The sequence below is a fragment of the Bradyrhizobium sp. HKCCYLRH3073 genome (assembly GCF_051167995.1).
GTDB lineage: Bacteria > Pseudomonadota > Alphaproteobacteria > Rhizobiales > Xanthobacteraceae > Bradyrhizobium.
This window is the reverse complement of sequence record NZ_JBNPUD010000015.1, coordinates 40,762-63,613: the sequence shown is the minus strand read 5'-3', so window position 1 is coordinate 63,613 and position 22,852 is coordinate 40,762. Positions and strand designations below refer to the sequence as shown.

Sequence of the window (22,852 nt, the reverse complement as noted above, 5' to 3'; positions counted from 1 at the left end):
TCGGGAGCGATCAGGCAGAACTCGGAAAGCGGATGATCTACTTCCCGATCTTCGCCCACAGCCAGCGCGCCACCGCCTGCGGCGAGGACTCCGCGTCACTGCCGGAGGCGCGCAGATTGGCCTGCTGCATCGTCGCGATGTCGATGCGGCCGAGCAGCGGTCGTAACGCATCCTGCAACGCGCGGTCCTCGGCACGCTTCGGCGACAGCAGCAGGATCGCGTCGTAAGGCGGGATCGCCTGCTTGGGGTCGTCGAGCACGACGAGATCGTATTTCGCGATCAGGCCGTCGCTGGTGTAGCCGGCGATCACGTCGACCTCGCCGGAGGCGGCCGCGGCATACATGAAGTCGGGCTGCATCTGGCGCTGGGCGCGGAAGGCGAGGCCATACGCGTCGCGCAAAGCCGCCCATTCCGGGCGCGAGAAGAACTCGTAGTCGCCGGCGATCGACATGTCGCTGGTGTGACGCGCGAGGTCGGCGATCGAGCGGATGCCGAGCGCCTCGGCCGTCTTGCGCGGCATCACCAGCGCGTAGGCGTTCTCGAAGCCGAGCTCGCCGAGCAGGCTCACCTTGTCCTTGGCGAGATCCTGCTTCAGCGTATCGAGCAGCGCGGCGCGCGGCAACGGCTCCTTGCGGTGAAACTGGTTGGCCCACAGCGTGCCGGAATAGTCGACATAGGCGTCGATGTCGCCGTTTTTCAGCGCCTCATAGATCACGCTGGAGCCAAGCCCGGCGCGTGTCGTCGCCGAGAGGCCGGATGCCTGCAGCCGCTCGCTGATCAAGGCCGACAGCACATATTGCTCGGTAAAGGTCTTGGCGCCGATCACGTAGCGTGCCGAGCCGCCGGCCAGCGAGGGCAGGAGACTGGCGCCGACCATGAGCGCGATGGTTGCGGTGCCAAGCCCGACACGGGCACGGCTGCGCCTGCGCAGGCCATGCTCGATCAGCGCCAGCAACTGATCGATGGCAAGCGCCAGCACGGCGGCGGCGACGCAGCCGAACACGACCAGCACCCAGTTCTGGGTCTGCAGCCCGGCAAAGATGTAGTTGCCGAGCGAGGTCTGGCCGATCGGCGTCGACAAGGTCGCGGTGCCGATCACCCACACCGCAGCGGTGCGGATGCCGGCCATGATCACCGGCAGCGCCAGCGGCAGCTCCACCATCGTGAGCGCCTGGCGCTCGGTCATGCCGACGCCTTTGGCGGCCTCGATCAGGCTTGCGTCGACGCCGTTCAGCCCGGTGATGGTGTTGCGCAGCACCGGCAGCATCGAATACAGCGCCAGCGCCAGCACCGCGGGCAGGAAGCCGAAGGCCGAGAACGAGAGCCCGAACCAGCGCAAGGTGAGTGCCGTCAGCGCCAGCAGCAGCGGATAGAACAGCGCCAGCAGCGCCAGTCCCGGCACCGTCTGCACCACGCTTGCCGCGCCGAGCAGCAGATTGCGCAGGGCAGGGCGATTGCGCGCGAGCAGCGCCAGTGGAAAGCTCACGGCAAGGCCGAGCGCCAGCGCGGCGAGGCTCACGCGCAGATGGCTGCCGAGATAGTCAGGGAGATGCGACAGCGCCTCGGTGAAGCGTGGATCGGACAGGGCGCTCATGCTGCGCCGCTTTCGGGCAGCAGCGCGGCCAGCCGCGCCGCCTGCCGGCGCGGCGTCGTCATCAGCTCCGTCACGTAGGGTTCGCGGCTGGCCGCGAGCTCGGCCGGCGTGCCGATCTCGATTAGGCGTCCGCCGCGCATCACCGCGATGCGGTCGGCGAGCAGCAGGGCCTCGGTGATGTCGTGCGTGATCATGATCGTGGTCAGCGCGAACTGCTCGTGCAGGGCGCGGTAGTCGCTGCCGAGCGCATCACGCGTCAGCGGATCGAGCGCGCCGAACGGCTCGTCCATCAGCACGATCTTCGGCCGCGCCGCGAGCGCGCGGGCGACGCCGACGCGCTGGCGCTGGCCGCCGGAGAGCTCGTGCGGCAGCCGGTCGCGATGGGCCTTGCGGTCGAGCCGCACGAGGTCGAGCAGCTCGCCGACGCGCGTGGCGATCTCGGCCGGCGGGGTCCCCAGCAGCCTGGGGGTGATGCCGATGTTGGCGGCAACCGTCATGTGCGGAAACAGCGCCCCGTTCTGGAACACGGTGCCAATGCGGCGACGCAGGCTGACAGGATCGAGGCCGGCGATATCCTCACCGGCAATCCGGATCGCGCCGCCGTCCAGCTCGATCAGGCGGTTGGTCAGCCGCAGCAGCGTGGTCTTGCCCGAGCCGGAGCCGCCCACGATCGCCAGGAACTCACCCTCGGCGACCTCCATCGATACGCCGTCGACCGCGGTCACGGTGACCGACGGACCAGGAAAGCTCTTGCGGACGTTGGCGTAGACGATGAACGGCGTGCGCGGCATGCGGCCTTGCGGAACGGTTGGCCGAGGTGTTGGCGGAGGTGTTGGCCTTGGGCTCAGTCAGATGACCTAGCACGTCCGGGCCGCGCGTTGAACTTCGCCGCGCAAGCGGCTAAGCCGTCCCGGCCATTCTCCGGGGAGGAACTTGGACGTGACGATGCCCACGGCCGCCGCGGTCGCGCTGGAGCGAACGACGGTGGCATTCCGTCTCGCCGGCGGACGCACCTACACCGCCGTCGAGACGGCGGATCTGGCCGTCGCCGACGGCGAGTTCGTCGCCATCGTCGGGCCGACCGGCTGCGGCAAATCCACCCTTCTCAACGTGGCGGCGGGACTGCTGAAGCCGGCCGCCGGCCAGGTGCGCATCTTCGGCCAGCCGCTGGCCGGCCTCAATCGCGACGCCGGCTATCTGTTCCAGGCCGATGCGTTGTTCCCATGGAAGACCGCGCTGGAGAACGTCGCGATCGGGCTCGAGGTCGCGGGCTCGCCGTCGAAGGATGCGGCCGCCAAGGCGCAGCAATGGCTGACCTCGGTCGGCCTCGGCGCCTTCGGCAACCGCTATCCGCACATGCTGTCTGGCGGCCAGCGCAAGCGCGTCGGGCTCGCCCAGGTGCTGATCCGCAATCCCCGCATCATCCTGATGGACGAGCCGTTCGGGCCGCTCGACGCGCAGACCCGGCAGATCATGGGCAATTTGCTGCTCGATCTCTGGAATGCCGACCGCAAGGCGGTGCTGTTCGTCACTCACGATCTGGAGGAGGCGATCGCGCTCGCCGACCGCGTCGTCATCATGTCGGCCGGCCCCGCCTCGCGCATCATCGGCGACTGGCGCGTGACCCTGCCGCGTCCGCGCGACATCTTCGAGGTGCGCATGAAGCACGAGTTCCACGAGCTGCATCGCGAGATCTGGCAGACGCTGAAGTCCGAGGTCGAGAAGACCTACAAGCAGGCGGAGGCGGTGTGATGGGGGCGGCAATGAGCTTCGTGGGAGCCCCGCTGTTTCGGCGCGTGCAGTGTGCTCCCTCCCCCCTTGTGGGGGAGGGTCGGGGAGGGGGGTACCCCGGAAAGACTGGTGGTTGGGGGACCCCCCTCCCCAGCCCTCCCCCACAAGGGGGGAGGGAGCGCAGCGGCGCAAGTGGCGTCGGCCGTGGACCCCTCACGCAGCGCGAGGCGGCCTGAATGTCGCGTCTTGGTTTGCTCGCGCTGCAGCTGCTGGTCGCCATCGTCGCGATTGCGCTGTGGCAGTTCTTCGCCACCGTGCCGGTGTTCGGGCGCATCTGGCTTCCGCCATTCTTCTTCTCCAATCCGGTCGACGTATCAGCGCAGGTCGTCAAATGGTTCTCGACCGGCGCGATCTGGAAGCACCTCGCGATCACCCTGTGGGAATCGATCCTGGCGTTCGCGATCGGCTCGCTCGGCGGCGTCCTGGTCGGCTTCTGGTTCGCGCGCAAGCCGCTGGTGGCCGCCGTGTTCGATCCCTACGTCAAGATGGCCAATGCGCTGCCGCGCGTGGTGCTGGCGCCGATCTTCACGCTGTGGCTGGGCTTGGGGATCTGGTCCAAGGTCGCGCTCGGCGTGACGCTCGTCTTCTTCATCGTGTTCTTCAACGTCTATCAGGGCGTGAAGGAGGTCTCGACCGTGGTGCGCGACAATGCCCGCATGCTCGGCATGAGCGAGCGGCAGTTGATGCGCCACGTCTATTGGCCGTCGGCGCTGTCCTGGATGTTCTCGTCGCTGCACACCTCGGTGGGCTTCGCCGTCGTCGGCGCTGTCGTCGGCGAATATCTCGGCTCGGCCGCCGGCCTCGGCTATCTGATCCAGCAGGCCGAAGGCATCTTCGACGTCGCCGGCGTGTTCGCCGGCATGTTCGTGCTGTCGGCGTTCGTCATCCTGATCGACATCTGCGTCACGCTGGTGGAGCGGCGGCTCCTGGTGTGGCGGCCTGATGCGGCGGATGGGCGGTGAGGGGCGCGGTGCTCCCACATCCTCCGCCGTCGTCCCGGCGAACGCCGGGACCCATACCGCGTGATATCGCGGTTGGAAAAGACGGGTCGTCCCGTGTGCCCCAAACCACTCCCTGGGGTTATGGGTCCCGGCGTTCGCCGGGACGACGGCGGTGGGTGGCGCAGCCTTCTAAAGCCACATCAACACGCCTAATCTGACCAACGACAGAACGGAGGAAACACATGAACAAGATGTTGAGCCGGGTCACCGGCGCGCTGCTGGCGCTGACGCTTAGCACCGGTCTCGCCAGCGCGGCCACCAAGGTCACCATCGCAATCGGCGGCGGTGCCTGCCTGTGCTATCTGCCGACCGTGCTGGCCAAGCAGCTCGGCGAATACGAGAAGGCCGGGCTCGACGTCGAGCTGGTCGATCTCAAGGGCGGCTCGGATGCGCTGAAGGCGGTGCTCGGCGGCAGCGCCGACGTCGTCTCCGGCTATTTCGATCACTGCGTCAATCTCGCGGCCAAGAAGCAGGAGATGCAGTCCTTCGTCGTCTACGACCGCTATCCCGGCCTGGTGCTGGTGGTCGCGCCGTCGCACAACAAGGAGATCAGCTCGATCAAGGATCTCGCCGGCAAGAAGGTCGGCGTCAGCGCGCCGGGCTCCTCGACCGACTTCTTCCTGAAGTACATGCTGAAGAAGAACGGCCTCGATCCGTCGGGTACCGCCGTGATCGGCGTCGGCCTCGGCGCGACCGCGGTGGCGGCGATGGAGCAGGGCCAGATCGACGCGGCCGTGATGCTCGATCCCTCGGTCACCGTGCTGCAGGGCAAGCATCCTGACCTCAAGATCCTCAGCGATACCCGCACCCAGCACGACACGCTGGAGGTGTTCGGCGGCGAATATCCCGGCGGCGCGCTGTACTCGACGGCGGCCTGGATCGCCGGCCATGACAAGGAGGCGCAGGCGCTGACCAACGCCATCGTGGCGACGCTGGGCTGGATCCATTCGCATACGCCGGAGGAGATCATGGCGAAGATGCCGGAGGAGCTGGTCGGCAAGGACAAGGCGCTGTATCTCGCGGCGCTCAAGAACACCATCCCGATGTACTCCCAGACCGGCAAGATGGATCCGAAGGGCGCCGACGCCGTGCTCGCCGTGTTCTCGACCGGCTCGCCCGACGTCGCCAAGGCCAATGTCGACGTCAGCAAGACCTTCACCAACAAGTTCGTCGAGCAGGCGAAGGGGGCGAAATAGCGGATGACGGACGTCGTCATCCAGCGCGTCACCACGCTCGACCTCAAGGTCGAGCCGTGGGACTGGCCGTTCGCGAACCAGCGCCGCGACGACATCGCGGCGCATTTCGCCGAATGCCAGCGCGCGAGGCCCGGCCTGTGGAACGGCCGTGTGCTGCTCGGGCGCAATCCGCGCATCGCGGATGGACGTTTTTCGGCGAGCTATTTCGAGACCGATTTCGCGAGCCTGCTGGCGTGGCGCGACTGGGGCTTTCCGGATCGCACCGCCTTCAACGGCTTCGGCATGGGCGCGCTTCGGTCCGCGGACGGCGCCTTCGTGCTCGGCGAGATGGGCGCGCATACCGCCAATGCCGGCCGGCTGTACTTTCCCGCCGGCACGCCGGATCTCGACGACGTCAGCGACGGCGTGCTCGATCTCGCCGCCAACGTCGCGCGCGAGGTCGAGGAGGAGACGGGACTCGCGCCATCGGACTATCAGGCTGCGGCGCATTGGGACTGTGTCGTGACCGGCGCGTCGATCGCGCTGATGCGCGTGCTCGACGCCTCTGACATGGGCGAGGCTCTGCAGCGCCGCATCGAGGCCAACCTCGCGGCCCAGGACGAGCCGGAACTCTGCTTGATACGGCTGGTTCGAAGCAGGAATGATCTGACTGCGGCGATGCCGCGCTTCGTGACCGCCTTCCTCGAAACGCAATTCAGCCCCGGAGAGCCGTCCTCATGAGCAAGAAACCGCGCACGCTGGCCGATGAGCTCGATGGTTTCATCTCGCCGTTCCGGATCGATGGCGGGCACAAGTTTCATCTCAAGTCGCACAAGACCAAGGTCAAGGGCGGCCTCGCCAAGGAAGAGGGCGAGGCGATCATCGAGCAGAACCGCCAGCGGCTCGCCGACTTCCAGGAGAAGCTCTACGCGCAGGACCGCTGGTCGGTGCTGGTGCTGCTGCAGGGCATGGACGCCTCCGGCAAGGACAGCGCGATCAAGAGCATCTTCGAGGGCGTCAATCCGCAGGGCTGCGAGGTCACCTCGTTCAAGCAGCCGACCTCCAAGGAGCTCGACCACGACTTCATGTGGCGCAGCGCCATCGCGCTGCCCGAGCGCGGCCGCATCGGCATCTTCAACCGCTCCTACTACGAGGAGTGCCTGGTCACGCGCGTGCATCCGGAGATCCTGAAAGCCGAGAAGCTGCCGCCGAGGCTCGTCACCAAGAACATCTGGCACGAGCGCTTCGAGGACATCTCCGCGTTCGAGCGCTACCTCACGCGCAACGGCACCGTGATCCTGAAGTTCTTCCTCAACATCTCCAAGGAGGAGCAGCGCGAGCGTTTTCTCGACCGGCTGGAGGAGCCGGCGAAGAACTGGAAGTTCTCGATGGGCGACGTCACCGAGCGCGCGAGGTGGAATCGCTACCAGGCGGTCTATCAGGACATCGTGCGCCACACCTCGACGCCCTATGCGCCGTGGCATGTCGTTCCGGCCGACCACAAATGGTTCGCCCGTGTCGTCATCGGCTCGACCATCGTCGCCGCGCTGGATGGCCTGGACCTGCATTTTCCGCGCGTCGACGCCGGCTCGCGCGAGGAGTTCAAGGCGGTGCGCAAGGCGCTCGAGAGCGAAGGCAAGGGCGGCAAGAAGGGCTGAGCGCGAAGCGCTCATCGCACTCTCTCGTTCGTCCGTGGCACCCGCTAGTCAGCTCGTCATGCCCGGGCTTGACCCGGGCATCCATCCCTTCAACGGAAAGCCGTTCAAGGAGCTGGATGGCCGGGTCAAGCCCGGCCATGACGGATCAGTGAGTCAGGCGCTCGCATGGGCCCAACCTTGAACTGGGCGCCCGGACATAACGGTGGATTAGTGCTCGACACGCGAGAGATGCGAGCGTGAACACGCATGGCCCATCCGCTCGCATCAATCCCGCCATCTCACCTCACGCCGCGCCGGCTTGGCGTGTGTCCTCGTGCACCTGCAGGAACCGCTGCGTGAAATCCGCTGCCGGCATCGGCTTGCCGAAGTGATAGCCTTGTCCCTGCTCGCAGCCGAGCCGCAGCAGGAACTCGGCCGTCGCCGCGTTCTCGATGCCCTCGGCGATCACCGACAGGCCGAGCTGCTTGCTCAGGCTGACCGTCGAGCCGACGATGGCCGCGTCGTCGGCCTGGGTCAGCACGTCGCGCACGAAGGAACGGTCGATCTTCAGACCGTCGAGCGGGAATTTCTTCAGATAGCTCAGGCTTGCATAGCCGGTGCCGAAATCGTCGAACACCAGGCTGACGCCGAGTGCCTGCAGCCGGTTGAACGTCTGCAGCACGCCGGGTTCGTCGTGCAGCAGGATGTCCTCGGTGACTTCGAGCTCGAGCAGGCGCGGCGACAGGCCGGTCGAGGTGAGCAGCTTGCTGACGAAGGCCGCGAGGTCGCCGGACTGGAACTGGGACGGCGAGAGGTTGACGCCGACGCGAATGTCGTGGCCGGCGAGCTGCCAGTCCCGCGCCTGCCGGCAGGCGGTGGCCATGACCCAGGTCGCAACCGCCTCGGAAAGATGCGAGGTGTTGACGACCGGAATGAAATCACCGGGAGGCACGAGGCCGCGGGTCGGGTGACGCCAACGGATCAGCGCCTCGGCGCCGATCACGCGGCCGTCCAACAGCTCCACCTGCGGCTGGTAGAACAGCTCGAATTCGTTCCGCTCGACGGCGAGCGCAAGCTCCGCCTCCAGCGTCAATCTCTGCTCGAGCTCGTGGCGGATGGCGCTCTCGAACAGCACATGGCTGCCCCGCCGGTCCGTCTTGGCGCGACAGAGGGCAAGGTGGGCATTGCTGAGCAGCTCGTCTGCCGAGTGCCCGCCCTCGGGATGCACCGCGACGCCGAGGGTGACCTTGACGCGCTGCTGGCGCGTGCCCGCGTCCAGCGGCGCCTCGAACAAATGCGACAGATGATCGGCGAGCTCGGCCACGGTGCCGCCGATGGCGGAGCAGGGAATGGCGACGGCGAACTCGTCGCCGCTGAGCCGGGCGACGCGGCCCATGCTGCCGATCTCGGTGCGGAGCCGCTCGGCCGCCGCGCGCAAGACGCTGTCGCCAAAGGCGTGGCCGAGCATGTCGTTGATGCGCTGGAAGGCATCGAGCCCGATCACCAGCAGCGCCACGCGGTCGGACGCGGCATCCGCGGTCGCGATCATGGCGGCGAGCTCGCTCTGCAGCGTGTTGCGGTTGATCAGCACGGTCAGCGTGTCGTGCTCGGCGAGGTAGCGGATGCGCTCGGCCTCGCGCTTGCGCGCCGAGATGTCGCGCAGGATCACGCCATATTGCAGGCCGTCGGCACCCTGCCAGGCGGAGAAGCTCGCCTCGACCGGAAACACCTCGCCGTCCTTGCGCCGGCCGTCGAACTCGATGGTGGATCCGCCGGGCATCAACGTCGCCGGCAGCGCCGCCTCCTGCTGCGGAAACAGGTCATGGGTGTCGCTGCCGTCGGCGCGCAGACGCGCGAAGGGCTGGCCGATGATCTCGCCGGCACCGTAGCCGAAGATCGCGACCGCGCCCGGATTCCACACCGTGATGCGCCGGTCGCGGTCGGTACAGACCAGCCCGTCGCCGATCGACATCGCGATCCGCTCGAAACGGCTCTCGGCGACGTGCCGCAGCAGGCCGCGGAAGTCGATCTCGTCGAGGGCCGTGGCCGCGAGATAGGCGACCAGCGCGATCTGCAGCATCGAGGTGTCGAGCACCAGGGCGTAGCGGTCGTGCAGCAGCAGCGCCACGGCCTCGATCAGGACGCTGATCATGGCGATCAGCAGCGCGCGCCGCGCCGCCGAGAGGTGCCGCCAGCTCGCCAGCATGATGATGACGATCAGCAGCAGGCCGCCCAGGGTGGCCGCCGTCGACGTCGAGAGCAGGGTGCGGTGCTGAATGATCGATTCGGCCGCCAGCGCCTGCAGCATGACGCCGGGCAGGACGCGGCCGTTCGGCACGCTGTAATAGTCGCCGAGCTCGATCGCGGTGGCGCCGACGATCACCCGCTTGTCCTTGATCCGGGCCAGCGCCGCCGCGTCGCCACGGAGGACGTCGACATACGACACCCGCGGCAGCGACGACAGATCGATGCCGTAGTCGACCAGGAAGGAGCTGTCCTTGACCGCATCGCTGCCGGCGAGGAACGCGCCCATGGATTGCAGGAAGGTTTTGCCCCCGCCGGTCTCGCAATATTCGCCGAAAGCATAGCTTCTGACGCGGCCATCGCGCGCCACCTCGATATTCACGAAGGCCGACCATGCGAGCTGCTCGAATTGCGGCAGCGGCCGGTTGAGGTGAACGGCGGTGTCCTTCCCGGCCGCATCGAGCTGCCTGAAGGCCGGCAACACGACCGAGCTCTTGGCATTCTGCAGCGCGGTCAGGAACGCCTGATCGCCGGCCGCGTCGGACGGTGTGCTGAAATCCACGTCGAAGGCGACGTCGCGGACGCCGGCGCGCTGCAACTGCTCGAGCAGGCGCGCATGCTGGGTCCGTGGCCACGGCCAGACGCCGATGGCTTCGATCGAGCGCGGGTCGATCGCGACCACCGCGATCTCGCCGCTGGCGGGGCGGTTGTCGAGGCGAAAGCGCAGATCGACGAGGGCGTTGCTCAACAGCTCGTGGCCGCCCGACAGGCCGACCGTCAGCAGCGCAACGACGACCAGAATATGCGGCATGAACCGCCTGAACGTCCCGTCTCTCGAATGACTGCGTGCCACGTCGATCCCAATCTCATCCCGCTCCGCGCACAGAGCCATCAGGATCCCTGCTGGCCTGCGCTCCCCCCATGAGCACGCATGACGTCGGCGTGACGCTCGATGGCGGATCCTCAGTTCTTGTTGTGACCGTAAGCGTAGGCATTGCCGTTGCCATGGTTGCCGCTATTGCCGTGACCGCTGTTTCCGCTGTTGCCGCTGTTGCCGTTGCCGCTGTTGCCGTTGCCGCCGTTGCCGTTGTTGCCCTGGCCGTTGTTGCCGTTGCCACTTCCGCCATTGTTGCTGCCGCGGCTGCCACCGTTGCCGTTGCCATTGCCGGCGTCGCCATTGCCGGCCGCATTGGCGCTGGCGGATCCGCTCGGCGAACCGATCGCCGCGGTGACGGCGGCCGCGATTGAGGAATCTCCCGACGAGCCGTTCGCGGTCGCCGAGTTGCTCGTCGAATTGCCGCTGTTGCCGCGCGCATCATTCCAGGCGGTGCTTCGTCCTGCACCTGCGGCCGGCGTATGGGCGCCATGGGCGAGGCCGCGCGTCGCCTTCTGGATGTTCAAATTGACCTCGCCGATCGATGACGAGATCCGCACCACGCCGGGCTTCGCGCCGCCGAATCCGGTCGCAGAATGCTGCTGCGCGGCGACCGTGGTGCTCGGGCGCGCGGCCGGGCCGTTGGCGTTCAGCGCGTGGATCACGCTGCCCTTGGCCTCGCGCGGCGCCTGCAGGCCGTCGCGCGGCACCGGAACACGATCGATCGTGGAGGCGCGCGGGCGGCCCTGCTCGATCGGGCTGAAGCTGCCGGCGCCGGACAGGCTGAGGCCGGAGCGGCCGGTCGCAAAGGCGGTGGCGGCCTGACCCGGCATCACCTGGGCGATCTGGCCGGTCTTGAAGTCCGACACCTGCACCTGGCCGCGGCTGACCTCGACCTTGGTGCTGCGGCCGGAGATCGTGACGCTGAACTGCGTGCCCTTGACGACGGCGGCGAGATAGGGCGTCTCGACCTCGAAATGCTGGACGTTGCGCTTCTCGACGTCGAGCAGGATCGAGCCGGCGCGCTGCAGGATGGTGGTCGCCATGCCGTCCCTGGCCGCGGTGGGCAGGCCGACCTCGGAGTTCGGCGCGATCACGATCGTCTCGGCGCCGCGGGTCAGGCGGACGCGGCCGGTCGGCCCGGTGCGGATCGTATCGCCGGGCTTGAGCGGATCCTCGCGGCCGAGCGACACCTGCGCTGCGCCCTGGGTGGTGACCCAGACCTCACCGGACGACTTGCTCACCAGCCACGGCTCACCGTCGGCCGCGAATGCGGCCGGCGTTGCCCCGAAAAGGCACGCGGCGATCAGTCCCGGGATCAGGAAGCGCTTGGATGACATGGCACGAACTCGCGTCGTTGGCAGCTTTTGAAACTAATCGAAATGTTTCAAGAGACCCTTAGGAGTTGCAGCCGCGTTTCCCTCACGCATTTACGCTTCGTTGACCTTAACAAACTAGAAACGAGGCATGCGCGCTGGTTGTGTCGACGGAACTGGGAGGACTGCGGGTTGGCGCGACGTCGCGGCCGGACCGCACGGCTCGCGACGGCTGCATCGAGCCGCGATCGCCGCCGGCATTTCCCTGTCCGCGTTGCTGTTTGCAGCAACGGTTCACGCGCAGCAGGTCAGCCAGCCGGGCTTCGACCCGCGGCAGACCGAGCGCTATTTCGACGAGCAGCAGTCGCGGTTGACGCAGCCGCCGCCGCGGCCGCGTGCGCCGCAATTCGCGCCTCAGGGCGGCGGCGATCGCAAGCCCTTGTTCACCATGCGCGGCGTCACGCTGACGGGGTCGTCCGCGCTGCCTGCCGAGCAGCTCGCCGCCAGCTATCAGCCCTATCTCGGCAAGCCGGTGTCGCAGGCCGACCTCGCGGCGATCGCGACCGCCATCAGCGATCAGTACCGCGCCGCCGGATATCATCTCAGCCGTGCGATCATACCGCCGCAGGACATCCGCGATGGCCGGGTGCGGATCCAGATCATCGAAGGCAGCATCACCGAGGTGACCTTGAAGGGCGCCGGCGCGGAAGAGTTCGGCATCAGGCCGATGCTCGCCCCCGTGCTGGCCGAGCAGCCGTCCAGGCTGGAGACGCTGGAGCGGCAGTTGCTGCTGATCAACGGCCGCGGCGGCGTCCGTCTGGTCGATTCCGCGCTGGAGGAGATCGGCGGCACCACCGGCCGGTTCCGCCTGGTGATCGAGCTGCAGACCTGGCACGTCTACGGCTTCGCCGGGATCGACAATCTCGGCTCGTCGACCGTCGGCCCGTGGCAGAGCTACGCCACGGCCGCCTTCAACTCCTATCTGCTGCCGGGCGACACGCTCACCGCCAACCTGTCGACGACGCCGGGAGATCCGCGCCAGCTCGCGTTCGGCCGGCTGTCCTATGAGGTGCCGGTCGGCACCGACGGTGCCTATGTCGGCGCCTCGGCGCTGTACAGCGAGGTGCGGCCGGGCGACCGGAGACGGCTGTTCAACGACAACACGGTGACTGAGACGCTCGAGCTGCGCGGCGGCCTCGTGCCGATCCAGTCGCAGCGCGCCTCGCTGAAGCTCAATCTCGCGGCCGCCTTCAGCGACGTGACCGAGCGCGACCTGTTCGGCATCTGGTATCGCGATCGCATCCGGACGCTGACCTTCACCGCCGACTACCGCTGGAAGGATGATCTCGGCGGCGACAGCTACCTGACGGCGGCGTACCGGCAGGGCCTGAACGCGTTCGGGGCGACGCCGCTCGACGATCCCCTTGCGTCGCGCGCGGGCGCCTCGCCGAGCTTCTCGGTCTTCAGCGGCTGGTTCGCGCGCTATCAGACATTGTCCGAGGCGTGGTCGCTGAAGCTCGCGGCCGCCGGCCAGCTCGCTTCGGGTCCGCTGTACAATTCGCAGCAGTTCTATCTCGGCGGCCTCGCCTATGGCCGCGGCTATGGCAGCGCCGAGATCAGCGGCGACAACGGCGTCGCCGGCACGTTCGAGGTCCGCTTCGAGCAGAAGCCGAACTGGCAATATCTCACGAGCTACCAGCTCTACGGCTTCTTCGATGCCGGGCTCGCCTGGAACGACGGCTTCCGGCCGTCGGACGGCGTGGCGCTGACCTCGGCGGGAGCCGGGATCCGCTTCACCTTCCCGAACGACTGGCGCGCCGACCTCGGCGTCGCCGCGCCGCTCAGCTACCGTGCCCCCGACAACACGACGCGCAGCGCGCGCCTGCTTCTGACGCTGTCGAGCGTGCTCAAGCTGTGCCCGCAGCGCGGGCAGGGCCCCTGCATCTGAGAACTGGCGGGATCGGTGCGGCGGCGGATGTCTGCTTCTCCCATTGGGCGAGGACGGACTGCATCAGACGCAATCGATGATGCGTTCATCGTGACTAGCCGCCTCCGGGGTACCGCGCCGTTGGGGTTTGTGAGGTCTCAGATGAGGCCGAAGGTGATCGCGATCAGGAAGAACACGATCAGCCCGACGCTGACCAGCTTGAAGATGTAAGCGGCCTCAACATCGCGCCCAAACCACTCAAAGTCTGGCCGCCATAGGACGGTTGCGACGAACCCCAGAACGAGGGTCGTGATCAGCAGGATCACGTAGACGGTGTCCATTGATTGAGCCTTCACTCGCGGACACCGAATGTCCCATCAGCATTCTGGTGATGTCCCGGAGGTCTTCACGCACAGTATCGGCATGCCAAGTTACCAACCTTGGCAGAAGAAGTTGTGTGTAGCAAATGCAACGCAGTCTGCCCGTGCGACCGATCAAAATCTCCGTGCCGAAGGACGCGGCCCATCAACCGGAGCTACGCACCGACCTCTCCCGATGGAGCGAGGCGAAATGAGAGCGTGGCTGACCGCTCGGATCAGCCAAGTGCCTCAGATCTAGACCGGCTTGCCATGGCCGTGGAACAGCCGGCCCTTCTCGGTGATCAGGACGATGACGAGCGCGCTCGACGTGCAGGCCAGGAAGCCCGCCGCGAACGGCAGCGCGCTGCCGTCGAAGGCCTGGCCGACGACGGCGCCCGCGGCCATGCCGAGCAGGGTCGTGATCGAGCCGTAGAGCGAGGACGCCGTGCCGGCATTGGCCCGCTGCGGCTCCATCGCCAGCGCGGTGAAGTTCGCGAACATCAGGCCGAACGTGAACATCATGCCCGCCGACAGCAGCATGAACAGCCACAGCGGCAGCATGCCGAGAACCGCCGCGCTGAAACAGGCCAGCGCGATGACGACGCTGCCGACCAGCGCGCCATGCGAGATCATGCGCATGCCGAGCCGGCCCACGAGGCGGGCGTTGAGGAAGCCGGCCACCGCAATGGTCACCGCAATCGCCGCGAAGGCGAGCGGGAAGTAGTGGCCGAGATGATAGACGCCGGTGAACAATTGCTGCGAGGACAGCACATAGCCGAGCACGGCGCCGAAGATGCCGCTCGCGGCGAGCGCATAGCCCAGTGTCTGGCGGTTGGTGAGGGTGTTGCGGAAGGCCGCGATGATCTCCTTGACCGAGAACGGCTTGCGCTCGCTCTCGGGCAGCGTCTCGGGCAGCCGCATCGCGGTCCACAGCAAGGTGACGATGCCGTACAAGGTCAGCACCACGAAGATGCCGCGCCACTGCGTCAGCAGCATCACGGCCTGGCCGAACGACGGTGCGATCACGGGAATGGCGATGAACACCATCATCGCCAGCGAGACCACGCTCGCCATGCGGCGGCCGGCATAGCAGTCGCGCACGATCGAGGTCGCGATCACGCGCGTCGCCGCGGTGCCGAGGCCTTCCAGCGCGCGCGCCAGCAGCAGCGTCTCGAAGGTCGGGGCGGCGATCGCGAGCAGGCTGGCGACGGCGTACAGCACCATGCCGCCGATCAGCACCGGGCGCCGGCCGAAGCTGTCGGACAGCGGGCCGATCACGAACTGGCCGAGACCGAAGCCGATGACGAACGCCGACAGCACCGTCTGCAGCCGGTTGGCGACGTCGATATGGAACGAGGCGCCGATGTTCGGCAGCGCCGGCAGCATCATGTCCATCGCCAGCGGATTGAGCGCCATGATCGCCGCGACCACGATGACGAATTCGGTGAAGCCCATCGGCCGGTGGCGGACGATCTCGATGGTGTCGGCACTGGTATCAGCCAAGGCGCGGGCCTTCCAAGGTGTTGGGAATGCGGGAGAGAGTACCGATAGATATCGGGTTTGCTGCGTCGCACAAGGTGTGTTTCGGAATGGCTGCTCACCGGCGCCGGCGTTGGCGTGATTGTGACTGCCCGTGAGTCGCTGAAAATTGCGCCGGCGGCGCCGCGATGGTAACGGCCGTGTGATCGACGTCCGGATCCAGGCCCGCATGAAGACCTACAAGATCGTCGTCCATGTCCCGGAAGCGGCGGGTGACGCCGTGCGCCACGCGATGGGCGAGGCGGGCGCCGGCCGCATCGGCAACTATGATCATTGTTCGTTTACCTCGAAGGGCACCGGCCGGTTTCGCTCGCTCGCCGGCGCCAACCCGGCGATCGGCGCGGTCGGCCGGCTCGAGACGGTCGAGGAGGAGCGCATCGAGGCCGTGTGCGCCGGGGACAGGCTGAGGTCCGTGATCCAGGCGATCCGCAGTGCGCATCCCTATGAGGAGCCGACGATCGACGTCTATGCGCTCGAGAGGGTGGACTAGCATGCCGATGCTTCATCTCATGCTGCGCGGCTTCCGCACTCTCCTGATCGCGGCGCTGTTCGCCACGACCGCAGCGTCCGCGGTGCGGGCCGGCGACGCCGCGCCGGCCGATCAGATCTCGGCGTTCCGACTCGCCCATGGCGAAGGCCGCGTGACGCGCGACGCGACGCTCGACCGCATCGCGATGGAGCAGGCGCGCGCGATGGCCGACAAGGACGACCTCAGCCACGAGGTGCTCGCTCCCTTCACCCGGCGTGTCGCGCCGTCGAAGGCCGGCCGCGCCGCCGAGAACATCGCCTACGGCTATGACAATTTCGACAAGACGCTGGGGCAGTGGATCAACTCGGCGGGCCACCGCAAGAACCTGCTGCTGCCGAAGGCGACCAAGGTCGGCATCGCCAGCGCAAGGAATGCCAGCGGCAAGCGCACCTATTGGGCGATGGTGATCGCGGGCGACTACGACACCGAGAAGCCGAAGGGCGCTCCGAAGAGCAAGGGCAAGGCCGTGGTCGCGCAGACGGCGACACGATCCGGGAAGGGCGACGCCAGGCCGGTGACGCGCTGGGGCGCCAAGCCGCCGGCATCCTCCGGCAAGGACTGCCACCTCAGCATCAAGGTGATCGGTCTCTGCATCTGAGCGCAGTGACCTGCGGCCATGGCTGAACGCGACGCCCGCCGCGCGATCACGCCGTTGTGCGAGGGAGGCTTGTTGCCGAGGCGAGTTTCGTCGGATATGCAAGCAATGGTTGTCTTTTTGGGCAGCCAGTATCGTGAAGATTTTTCATCTCATTTTGAACGGAGACCATCATGGCAGTCATTGAGCAGACCTCGGCCACCACCAGCACCAATCCGCAGACCGTCTCGGCGACCTACCAATGGTCGCTCACGTCCTACGAGGAGCAGGGCAATCTGTGGCTCAAGTGGAGCACGAACGCGCCGTTCCGCGCGCAGCAGGGGCAGATCTCCGTCTACAGCGGCAGCAGCTTCCCTTCCGATCCTCAGAAGGACCGCAAGGCCTGGTCGTGGGACAACGAGCACGGCGGCGGCTCGGGATGGGATACGGGCTTGCGCTACGGCTCCGACTGGCATTGCGCCTGGATCGCCGAGAAGAGCCCGAACGGGCCCTACGCCTACGCGGTCAAGCTGATCACCAAGGTCGCCGCCTGACCTGAGGCGGCGCGAGAGGTGGGCTCGACGAGCCCACGTACTTCGCCGCGCTGAGACCTGTGCCTCAGCGCGGCTGCTTCTTCAGGTGCAGATAGCCGGGATCGAACTCGCCGATCGCGCATAGCCGCGTCCAGTCGTGCACCGTCAGCATGCCGCTGCGGAAATCGACCGCGCGGCTGGCGCGCAGCTCGAGCAGCGTGCGGTTGACCGTCGCGATCGCCATGCCCAGCGCCTCGCCGAGCTGCACCAGGCTCACCGGCAGCTGCAACTGATCGTCCCGGACGTGTCCGAGCGCGCGGGCGCGATAGAACAGTTCGCAGAACATGTGCGCCATGCGCGCCGGCTTGCTCCGCGCGCTGTTGTTGGTGATGGCCTCGCGGAAGATCGACGCATCGATCAGCGTCTCGCGCCAGATCGCAAAGCCGAGCGTCGGCCGCCGGCTGATCGCGCGGGTCAGCTCCTTGTGCGCAATGCTCGCCACCACCGCCGGCCCGATCGCGCAGACGGCGTGATCCATGCGGTCGAGGAAGATCGCCTGGGCGTCGGGCCAGTCACCCGGCATGTGAAAGGAGAGATACTGCCGCTGGCCGCCGGACAGCAGGTGATAGCGCGCCACCCATCCGGAGATCACGACGACGGAACGGTCCGGCTCGTCGCCCTGGCGGATGAGGTCCTCCTGATCGGCAAGCTCGCGCAAAGCGAAGCTGAAATGCCGGATCTCGGCGATGTCCTCGCCGGACAGCTTCGAATGCTCCCTGAGCTTCTCGGTGACGATCCGGTCCGCATCCATGAAAATCGTACCGTCCGGGCGCTGTTTTGTATCAAATGAGACGACGGAGCCGGCGTGACCGACTAAGGTCGCCTTCAGCAGATGCGGTCGAAGTTGCCGGTCGCCGCATCGGGAGAACAGCCGTGCCCCACATCGCGTTCCTCTCCCGGCTCCGCCAATTGTTCGGTGGCACGGGGCCGCATATCGAAACCATCGCAGCTGCCCTCGCCGACGGCCGCATCAAGCAGCCGGCGCATCCGATGTCGGATCAGGAGCTGTCGCGCGCGATCCGCGAGTTCCAGAGCCGGCCGGCCTCGGAGGAGGCCTTGAGGAAGCTCGCGGAGCGGCTGGCGGCCGCGAAGCCCGACCGCCCCTCGTGACGGCTCTCATGACGATCTGGCGGGATCCGGCTCCAGCAGGAACAGCATCAGCCGCACCAGTTCGTCCTCGAGCTCGCGCGTGCCGACGAGGCGATGCTCGCGCATGAGGGCAGCCCGGATCGGGCCCAGCGCAGCGCGGACCAGGATGAAGCGCCGCGCGGCCGGCATCGCCTCGCTCCGCAATCCCACCGTCTGGATCAGCCGTTCGGTCATGCGGTCCACCATCTCGTGCAGCGCCTTCTGCAGCTCCGCGTCATTGCCCAGCAGGCCGAGCAGATAGCGCCGCACACGGTGACGGCCGGCGAACGGGGCGAAGCCCTGGCGCACCGCTGCGCGCACGATCGCCTCGCGTGCAAGCCCGCGATGCGCCTCCAGCGCCTCCCCGAACTCCGCCTCCTGGCGAGCGAACTCGCGCAGCACCAGCGCACGTAACAGTGAGGTCTTGTCCCTGAAATAGCTGTAGAGCGTGCCGATCGAGAAGCCCGCGCGCTCGGCGATGGCGTTCGTGCTCAGGCCCTTGCCGCCGCCGCTCTGCAGAAGTTGAGCGGTTGCCTCGAAGATCACGTCGAGGGTCTGCCGCGTGCGCTTCTGCACCGGGGTTTTTCGAAGTATTTCAGGAGCTTGCTGCACGGTCTGGACCTCGGCTGGCGGACGGGCGAAATCGAGTAGGCGTTGCTGCCGGCTCGGGTTAGATCAGAGCCCGCATGCAGGCGGCCGGACAATGAGTGGATGTGCTCCGGACCGGGCCTGCTTGCGCCGGGCTGAACCTCATTTGAACGAAGGACTGATTGCCATGCTGCGCGTCGCATTCCCGTTTGTCACATTCATCGCCGTCTCCCAATGTCTTCTGTCGCAGGCCGCGCTGGCCGGCAACCGCGCCGCCGCCGACAGCTGTGCCGCCAAGCTGTCGCCGGTGGCGAAGCAGATCTACGACGCGTCTGCGCCGGCCATCGGCCCGGACAGCGTCGTCAAGGACGTCATCGTCGAGCGTGTCAGGCCGCTGGTGATGGCCGGAAGGTTCGATCGCGACACTGCCCGCGCCAACGCCACGCCGGCCGGCGAATGCCTGGTGCTGCTGAAGTAGGTCGCGCCGCGCCCCGCAAGGTTTGGAGGCTGCGATGGGACATCAGGCCGCAGCCTCCCGGAGCAGGCGGCGTCGCTCCGGGGCAACCCGGCTTGGCAAGTTCAGCCGACTCGCGCATCACTAGGTGATGCTGGAGCTTCTCACCCGTCACTGGGTTGCCGGCGCCGTGTTCATGGCCGCGGCGCTGCTGGCGTTGGTGCCGCTGCTGGCGGCGGACTGGCCGCTCGCGCTGCTGCTGATCTTCCTGCATTCGCCGGGCTACATGATCCACCAGGTCGAGGAGCACACCGGCGACCGCTTCCGCAGCTTCGTCAACACCGTGATGTTCGGCGGCCGCGAGGCGCTGACCACCGGCGACGTGCTTTGGGTCAATTGCGGCGCGGTCTGGGGCATCGACCTGATTGCGCTCTACGTCGCCTGGATCGCCGGCCCGGCCTGGGCGCTGGTCGCGCCCTATCTGATGCTCGTCAACGCGCTCGGCCATATCGGCCCGGCGCTGCGTTTTCGCGGCTACAATCCTGGCCTCGTCACCGGCATCGTCCTGTTCATTCCGCTCGGCCTCGTCACCGTGCTGACGATCCCGGCCACGGCGGCGCAGCATGCCCTCGGCTTCGGCCTGTCGCTGCTGCTGCATATCGTCATCGCGGCGAATGCGATCCGGCGCGCATCGCACGCCCGCGCGGTGGCCTGACGGCGTCAATCGGTGCATAGCCGACGGCGCTCCACCCGCTCGGGGATGAAGCGCCGTCGGTCGACATTTCGGGACCAAGCGCCGGATTCTCAGCGCTTCGGAGTGATCGTGCCGGAATGCGGGCTCATGGTGCCCGTGGTGCCGGAGTCGGTGCCATCGCTCATGCCCATGCCTCCGCCGGTGCGGCCGCCCGTCGCATTGCTGCCGGTGCCGACGGTGCCGCGGCCCATGTTGCTACCGGTGGTGCCCGTGTCGGTCGAATGGCCCATGCCGGGGCTGGTGGCGGTGCCCGAGCCGCCGGTGCCGGTGTTGGCGCCGGCGCCGCTGCTGCTCTGTGCGAGGGCCAGTGAGCTGGTCAGCGCGAACGCGGCGGCGAGTGCGAGCGTGGTCGTGGTCTTCATGACGTATACCTTTCTTGGCTTGCGAGTGACGCCAACGGGCCGTTGATGCCGCCGTTCCTGTCGGAATGCTCGCGAGGCCGTGTCGCCTGGCCGCAGCGCTCAGCCGCGGCCTCTGTTGTCGTTGTGGTCCTGGAACTGCTCGGTCTCGACCCAGCGCCCGTCCTGGCCGCGCTCGCGCGAGCTCTCGGCCTTGTCGCGGTTCGACAGCACCATGTTCTCGCCAACCAGGTCCTCCTGCAGATCGGTCATCGCGCCCGAACCGTCGCCCTTGGCCTTGATGCGCGGCGCCGGCGCACCGTCGGCGTTGCTCGGCTTGACATCGGGGCCGCGGGAACGCTCCTGATCACGCTCGATCTCGCGGGCGAGCTGATCGGAATCAGGATTGTCCGGCTTGCGCTCGAATAGGCGCAGCTGCTGCTCATGCGTCTTGCGGCCCTGGAGCTCCCGGTGCCGCGGCGGCTGGTCGCGATCGTTTTGCGGCGGGCCGCGGCGGCGATTCATCACCTCGGCCTTGTCGATGCCGCCTTGCGCATTGGTGTCGTTCTCCACGTCGCCTTCGATGGTGTTGGCGCCTTCCAGCTGCTCGAGATCGTCGAGGCTCGCCTGCGCCATGGTGACGCCCTTGGAGCCGCCGATCAGCGGGTTGCGCACGAGGTCGACATTGGTCGGGCGCGGCAGCTTCGGATGCTTGTTGCTCATCGCTTGGCTTCTCCCTGTGCAGAAACGATCGTTCCCGTCCTTGGCTCCGGGAAAGGGGGCGGCTTCGTCATCCGCGGCTCCCTGGTGCAGGAGCTGGACCAACGTGCCGGGCACAGGGCGGTTCTCATCCGCTCGTACGATCGCTCGTTCGTGACGGCGGCAGAGCGGTGCGACGGTTCCTTGCCTGATCGCCGCGATGCGCGCGTCCGCCTCGCCTATTGCGCTGCTGCGAGCTCCAGCTCGGCCGGCTTGCCCGGCCCGATCAGCGGAATGTCCAGCGTGATGCGCGTGCCCTGCTGCGGCCGGCTGTCGAGCTCGATGCGGCCGCCGAGCGTGGATGCCACGAGGTTGAAGGCGATGTGCAGGCCGAGGCCGGCATTGCCCTTCTCGCGGCGCGTGGTGAAGAACGGGTCGAACACCCGGCCGCGCACCTGGTCGCGCATGCCGACGCCCTGATCGGCGCAGACGATGCGCACCGACTCATCGCTGGGCTGTGCGACCTCCACGGTGAAGACGCCGCTGCTGTCGCCAGGATAGGCATGCGTCGCCGCATTGAAGGCGAGGATGCTGATGACCTGCCCGAGTGCGCCGGGATAGCTGGTGAGCACGATGCCCTCCGGGCAGGACAGCACGACCGTCAGTCCCTGGCGCACCAGCAGCGGGCGGAGCTTGGCGACGTGATCGGTCATCCAGCTTTGCAACTCGACGGTCTGCAGCGCCTCGTTGGCCTGGTCGACGGCGACCTGCTTGAAGCTGTGGACCATCTCGGAGGCACGATGCAGGCTCTGCGTCGTCAGGTGCAGACCCTGCTGCAGCCGCGCGACGCCCCGCGCCAGATCCGAGCGCCGCACCGGGCCGCCGCCAAGCATGCGCGTGATCGCCTGGACGTCGCCTTCCATCGCCGTCGACGTGGTCAGCGCCAGCCCAAGCGGCGTGCTGACCTCATGGCCGACGCCGGCGACGAGCTGGCCAAGCGAGGCCAGCTTCTCTGCCTGCACGAGATGGGCCTGCGTGGCATGCAGATCGCGCAGCGAGGTCTCGGAGCGCTCCTTCTCCCGCTGCAGTGCCTCGGCAGTGCGGAACTGCTTGCGCGCCTGGTACTCCCGCGCCCCGACCGCATAGAGCGAGAGCAGGCAGGCATTGCCGACCAGCGAATGATCGATGAAGCGCAGGCCCGGCGGCAGCGGCTCCGTCGCGAGACTCTCGGCGACCGCCAGCGCGCTCCAGCTCGTCGCGCAGAAGATCGCGTAGGAGCCGGTACGCAGCGGCAGCATGGTGGACACGAACAGGATGACGATGATCATGCCGGCCGCGGAGTAGGTGAAGCCCGACGGCAGCACCCAGTAGATCGTCGGCAGCACGCAGCCGGGGATCACGCAATAGACCAGATGGATCGGCTCCGCCCATCGGCGCGCCGGCGTCGACAGCAGCGCCGTCAGCGGCAGCAGCACCAGCACGGCGGTGCCGCCGCGGATCGCGAGCGTCGTTGGCACGATCTCGGGATAGAGCACGAAGTCCCACAAGGTGTAGCCGGCAAAGGTGAGCGCACCGAGCAGCATCGCGATCTGCGTCCAGGCGGTATTGCCATGAACAAATTGATCAACGAAGCGCCGCTCCTCGACGGCATCCTCGAAACGCAGCCCCAGCCGCTCCAGCAATCCCAACATTATGCCACCGCAATCGAAAAACGATCCCCCACCGCAGGACGAGCCGC

General features: G+C 67.3%; 23 protein-coding genes. 12 read left to right on the top strand and 11 right to left on the bottom strand.

Annotated elements, in window-relative coordinates; genetic code table 11:
- Positions 1-37: 37 nt before the first annotated feature.
- A complete protein-coding gene (locus tag ACQR1X_RS27500) occupies positions 38-1,594 on the bottom strand; it encodes a glycine betaine ABC transporter substrate-binding protein (RefSeq protein ID WP_434900013.1) in 1,557 nt (518 codons plus the stop codon).
- Positions 1,591-2,385 carry an ATP-binding cassette domain-containing protein gene (locus tag ACQR1X_RS27495; RefSeq protein WP_315805590.1) on the bottom strand — a complete coding sequence of 265 codons (795 nt, stop codon included), beginning with the start codon at positions 2,383-2,385 and terminating at the stop codon, positions 1,591-1,593. Before ACQR1X_RS27495 ends, ACQR1X_RS27500 begins: the two co-directional genes overlap by 4 nt.
- Before the next feature lie 154 nt (positions 2,386-2,539).
- Between ACQR1X_RS27495 and ACQR1X_RS27490 the strand changes: the two genes are divergently transcribed.
- From ACQR1X_RS27490 to ACQR1X_RS27470, 5 genes are all read left to right on the top strand, one after another.
- Positions 2,540-3,346 carry an ABC transporter ATP-binding protein gene (locus tag ACQR1X_RS27490; protein WP_315805599.1) on the top strand — a complete coding sequence of 269 codons (807 nt, stop codon included), beginning with the start codon at positions 2,540-2,542 and terminating at the stop codon, positions 3,344-3,346.
- Between the two features lie 215 nt (positions 3,347-3,561).
- Entirely contained in the window at positions 3,562-4,347 is a 786-nt protein-coding gene (locus tag ACQR1X_RS27485; protein ID WP_315805591.1) for an ABC transporter permease, read from the top strand.
- A gap of 221 nt (positions 4,348-4,568) precedes the next feature.
- Positions 4,569-5,582 (top strand): ABC transporter substrate-binding protein, encoded by a 1,014-nt coding sequence (locus ACQR1X_RS27480; protein WP_434874778.1) that lies wholly within the window; start codon positions 4,569-4,571, stop codon positions 5,580-5,582.
- 3 nt (positions 5,583-5,585) lie between these two features.
- The gene (locus ACQR1X_RS27475) at positions 5,586-6,302 is read left to right on the top strand and encodes an NUDIX hydrolase (RefSeq protein WP_434900012.1); all 717 of its coding nucleotides are present in this window, start codon (positions 5,586-5,588) and stop codon (positions 6,300-6,302) included.
- Positions 6,299-7,219, top strand: a complete 921-nt coding sequence (locus ACQR1X_RS27470; RefSeq protein ID WP_315805594.1) for a polyphosphate kinase 2 family protein — start codon at positions 6,299-6,301, stop codon at positions 7,217-7,219. The genes ACQR1X_RS27475 and ACQR1X_RS27470 overlap by 4 nt, the downstream gene beginning before the upstream one ends.
- Positions 7,220-7,502: 283 nt before the next feature.
- On the opposite strand, the gene ACQR1X_RS27465 is transcribed toward ACQR1X_RS27470, so the two are convergent.
- Both ACQR1X_RS27465 and ACQR1X_RS27460 read right to left on the bottom strand, forming a co-directional pair.
- Positions 7,503-10,253, bottom strand: coding sequence for an EAL domain-containing protein (locus ACQR1X_RS27465; RefSeq protein ID WP_316179847.1), 2,751 nt, complete (start codon positions 10,251-10,253; stop codon positions 7,503-7,505).
- Positions 10,254-10,405: 152 nt separating this feature from the next.
- On the bottom strand, positions 10,406-11,656 hold the full coding sequence (locus ACQR1X_RS27460; protein ID WP_434874869.1) for a FecR family protein: 1,251 nt from the start codon (positions 11,654-11,656) through the stop codon (positions 10,406-10,408).
- Positions 11,657-11,783: 127 nt separating this feature from the next.
- On the opposite strand from ACQR1X_RS27460, the gene ACQR1X_RS27455 reads away from it, so the two are divergent.
- On the top strand, positions 11,784-13,580 hold the full coding sequence (locus ACQR1X_RS27455; RefSeq protein ID WP_434900011.1) for a ShlB/FhaC/HecB family hemolysin secretion/activation protein: 1,797 nt from the start codon (positions 11,784-11,786) through the stop codon (positions 13,578-13,580).
- 137 nt (positions 13,581-13,717) lie between these two features.
- Here ACQR1X_RS27455 and ACQR1X_RS27450 read toward each other — a convergent pair whose 3' ends face one another.
- Positions 13,718-13,900 (bottom strand): hypothetical protein, encoded by a 183-nt coding sequence (locus ACQR1X_RS27450; RefSeq protein WP_434900010.1) that lies wholly within the window; start codon positions 13,898-13,900, stop codon positions 13,718-13,720.
- 273 nt (positions 13,901-14,173) lie between these two features.
- A complete protein-coding gene (locus ACQR1X_RS27445; RefSeq protein ID WP_434900009.1) occupies positions 14,174-15,421 on the bottom strand; it encodes a multidrug effflux MFS transporter in 1,248 nt (415 codons plus the stop codon).
- Positions 15,422-15,626: 205 nt separating this feature from the next.
- Between ACQR1X_RS27445 and ACQR1X_RS27440 the strand changes: the two genes are divergently transcribed.
- The 3 genes from ACQR1X_RS27440 to ACQR1X_RS27430 all read left to right on the top strand — a co-directional run bounded on the left by ACQR1X_RS27440 (position 15,627) and on the right by ACQR1X_RS27430 (position 17,114).
- Positions 15,627-15,947, top strand: a complete 321-nt coding sequence (locus ACQR1X_RS27440; protein ID WP_434900008.1) for a hypothetical protein — start codon at positions 15,627-15,629, stop codon at positions 15,945-15,947.
- Position 15,948: 1 nt separating this feature from the next.
- Complete coding sequence (locus tag ACQR1X_RS27435; protein ID WP_434900007.1) at positions 15,949-16,584, top strand: CAP domain-containing protein; 636 nt, start codon at positions 15,949-15,951, stop codon at positions 16,582-16,584.
- 170 nt (positions 16,585-16,754) lie between these two features.
- Positions 16,755-17,114, top strand: a complete 360-nt coding sequence (locus tag ACQR1X_RS27430; RefSeq protein WP_315803780.1) for a hypothetical protein — start codon at positions 16,755-16,757, stop codon at positions 17,112-17,114.
- A gap of 64 nt (positions 17,115-17,178) precedes the next feature.
- On the opposite strand, the gene ACQR1X_RS27425 is transcribed toward ACQR1X_RS27430, so the two are convergent.
- The gene (locus tag ACQR1X_RS27425; RefSeq protein WP_434848117.1) at positions 17,179-17,904 is read right to left on the bottom strand and encodes a Crp/Fnr family transcriptional regulator; all 726 of its coding nucleotides are present in this window, start codon (positions 17,902-17,904) and stop codon (positions 17,179-17,181) included.
- Positions 17,905-18,026: 122 nt separating this feature from the next.
- Here ACQR1X_RS27425 and ACQR1X_RS27420 point away from each other — a divergent pair, with 122 nt between their 5' ends.
- Entirely contained in the window at positions 18,027-18,263 is a 237-nt protein-coding gene (locus ACQR1X_RS27420) for a hypothetical protein (protein ID WP_315803778.1), read from the top strand.
- Between the two features lie 6 nt (positions 18,264-18,269).
- On the opposite strand, the gene ACQR1X_RS27415 is transcribed toward ACQR1X_RS27420, so the two are convergent.
- On the bottom strand, positions 18,270-18,857 hold the full coding sequence (locus tag ACQR1X_RS27415; RefSeq protein ID WP_434900006.1) for a TetR/AcrR family transcriptional regulator: 588 nt from the start codon (positions 18,855-18,857) through the stop codon (positions 18,270-18,272).
- A 199-nt stretch (positions 18,858-19,056) separates the two neighbouring features.
- Here ACQR1X_RS27415 and ACQR1X_RS27410 point away from each other — a divergent pair, with 199 nt between their 5' ends.
- Both ACQR1X_RS27410 and ACQR1X_RS27405 read left to right on the top strand, forming a co-directional pair.
- Positions 19,057-19,347 (top strand): hypothetical protein, encoded by a 291-nt coding sequence (locus tag ACQR1X_RS27410; RefSeq protein WP_315803776.1) that lies wholly within the window; start codon positions 19,057-19,059, stop codon positions 19,345-19,347.
- 127 nt (positions 19,348-19,474) lie between these two features.
- On the top strand, positions 19,475-20,038 hold the full coding sequence (locus tag ACQR1X_RS27405) for an HXXEE domain-containing protein (RefSeq protein WP_434900005.1): 564 nt from the start codon (positions 19,475-19,477) through the stop codon (positions 20,036-20,038).
- A gap of 89 nt (positions 20,039-20,127) precedes the next feature.
- Here ACQR1X_RS27405 and ACQR1X_RS27400 read toward each other — a convergent pair whose 3' ends face one another.
- From ACQR1X_RS27400 to ACQR1X_RS27390, 3 genes are all read right to left on the bottom strand, one after another.
- Positions 20,128-20,439 (bottom strand): hypothetical protein, encoded by a 312-nt coding sequence (locus ACQR1X_RS27400; RefSeq protein ID WP_434900004.1) that lies wholly within the window; start codon positions 20,437-20,439, stop codon positions 20,128-20,130.
- A gap of 99 nt (positions 20,440-20,538) precedes the next feature.
- Complete coding sequence (locus ACQR1X_RS27395) at positions 20,539-21,138, bottom strand: hypothetical protein (protein ID WP_434900003.1); 600 nt, start codon at positions 21,136-21,138, stop codon at positions 20,539-20,541.
- Between the two features lie 215 nt (positions 21,139-21,353).
- A complete protein-coding gene (locus ACQR1X_RS27390) occupies positions 21,354-22,805 on the bottom strand; it encodes a sensor histidine kinase (protein ID WP_434900002.1) in 1,452 nt (483 codons plus the stop codon).
- Positions 22,806-22,852: the final 47 nt, after the last annotated feature.

Coding starts and splice junctions, on each gene's coding strand:
- ACQR1X_RS27405 (WP_434900005.1), top strand. CDS start 19,475: ATGCTGGAGCTTCTCACCCGTCACTGGGTTGCCGGCGCCGTGTTCATG.
- ACQR1X_RS27470 (WP_315805594.1), top strand. CDS start 6,299: ATGAGCAAGAAACCGCGCACGCTGGCCGATGAGCTCGATGGTTTCATC.
- ACQR1X_RS27435 (WP_434900007.1), top strand. CDS start 15,949: ATGCCGATGCTTCATCTCATGCTGCGCGGCTTCCGCACTCTCCTGATC.
- ACQR1X_RS27465 (WP_316179847.1), bottom strand. CDS start 10,253: ATGCCGCATATTCTGGTCGTCGTTGCGCTGCTGACGGTCGGCCTGTCG.
- ACQR1X_RS27410 (WP_315803776.1), top strand. CDS start 19,057: ATGCTGCGCGTCGCATTCCCGTTTGTCACATTCATCGCCGTCTCCCAA.
- ACQR1X_RS27395 (WP_434900003.1), bottom strand. CDS start 21,138: ATGAGCAACAAGCATCCGAAGCTGCCGCGCCCGACCAATGTCGACCTC.
- ACQR1X_RS27500 (WP_434900013.1), bottom strand. CDS start 1,594: ATGAGCGCCCTGTCCGATCCACGCTTCACCGAGGCGCTGTCGCATCTC.
- ACQR1X_RS27400 (WP_434900004.1), bottom strand. CDS start 20,439: ATGAAGACCACGACCACGCTCGCACTCGCCGCCGCGTTCGCGCTGACC.
- ACQR1X_RS27485 (WP_315805591.1), top strand. CDS start 3,562: ATGTCGCGTCTTGGTTTGCTCGCGCTGCAGCTGCTGGTCGCCATCGTC.
- ACQR1X_RS27480 (WP_434874778.1), top strand. CDS start 4,569: ATGAACAAGATGTTGAGCCGGGTCACCGGCGCGCTGCTGGCGCTGACG.
- ACQR1X_RS27460 (WP_434874869.1), bottom strand. CDS start 11,656: ATGTCATCCAAGCGCTTCCTGATCCCGGGACTGATCGCCGCGTGCCTT.
- ACQR1X_RS27490 (WP_315805599.1), top strand. CDS start 2,540: ATGCCCACGGCCGCCGCGGTCGCGCTGGAGCGAACGACGGTGGCATTC.
- ACQR1X_RS27440 (WP_434900008.1), top strand. CDS start 15,627: ATGAAGACCTACAAGATCGTCGTCCATGTCCCGGAAGCGGCGGGTGAC.
- ACQR1X_RS27425 (WP_434848117.1), bottom strand. CDS start 17,904: ATGGATGCGGACCGGATCGTCACCGAGAAGCTCAGGGAGCATTCGAAG.
- ACQR1X_RS27495 (WP_315805590.1), bottom strand. CDS start 2,385: ATGCCGCGCACGCCGTTCATCGTCTACGCCAACGTCCGCAAGAGCTTT.
- ACQR1X_RS27475 (WP_434900012.1), top strand. CDS start 5,586: ATGACGGACGTCGTCATCCAGCGCGTCACCACGCTCGACCTCAAGGTC.
- ACQR1X_RS27390 (WP_434900002.1), bottom strand. CDS start 22,805: ATGTTGGGATTGCTGGAGCGGCTGGGGCTGCGTTTCGAGGATGCCGTC.
- ACQR1X_RS27450 (WP_434900010.1), bottom strand. CDS start 13,900: ATGGACACCGTCTACGTGATCCTGCTGATCACGACCCTCGTTCTGGGG.
- ACQR1X_RS27430 (WP_315803780.1), top strand. CDS start 16,755: ATGGCAGTCATTGAGCAGACCTCGGCCACCACCAGCACCAATCCGCAG.
- ACQR1X_RS27455 (WP_434900011.1), top strand. CDS start 11,784: ATGCGCGCTGGTTGTGTCGACGGAACTGGGAGGACTGCGGGTTGGCGC.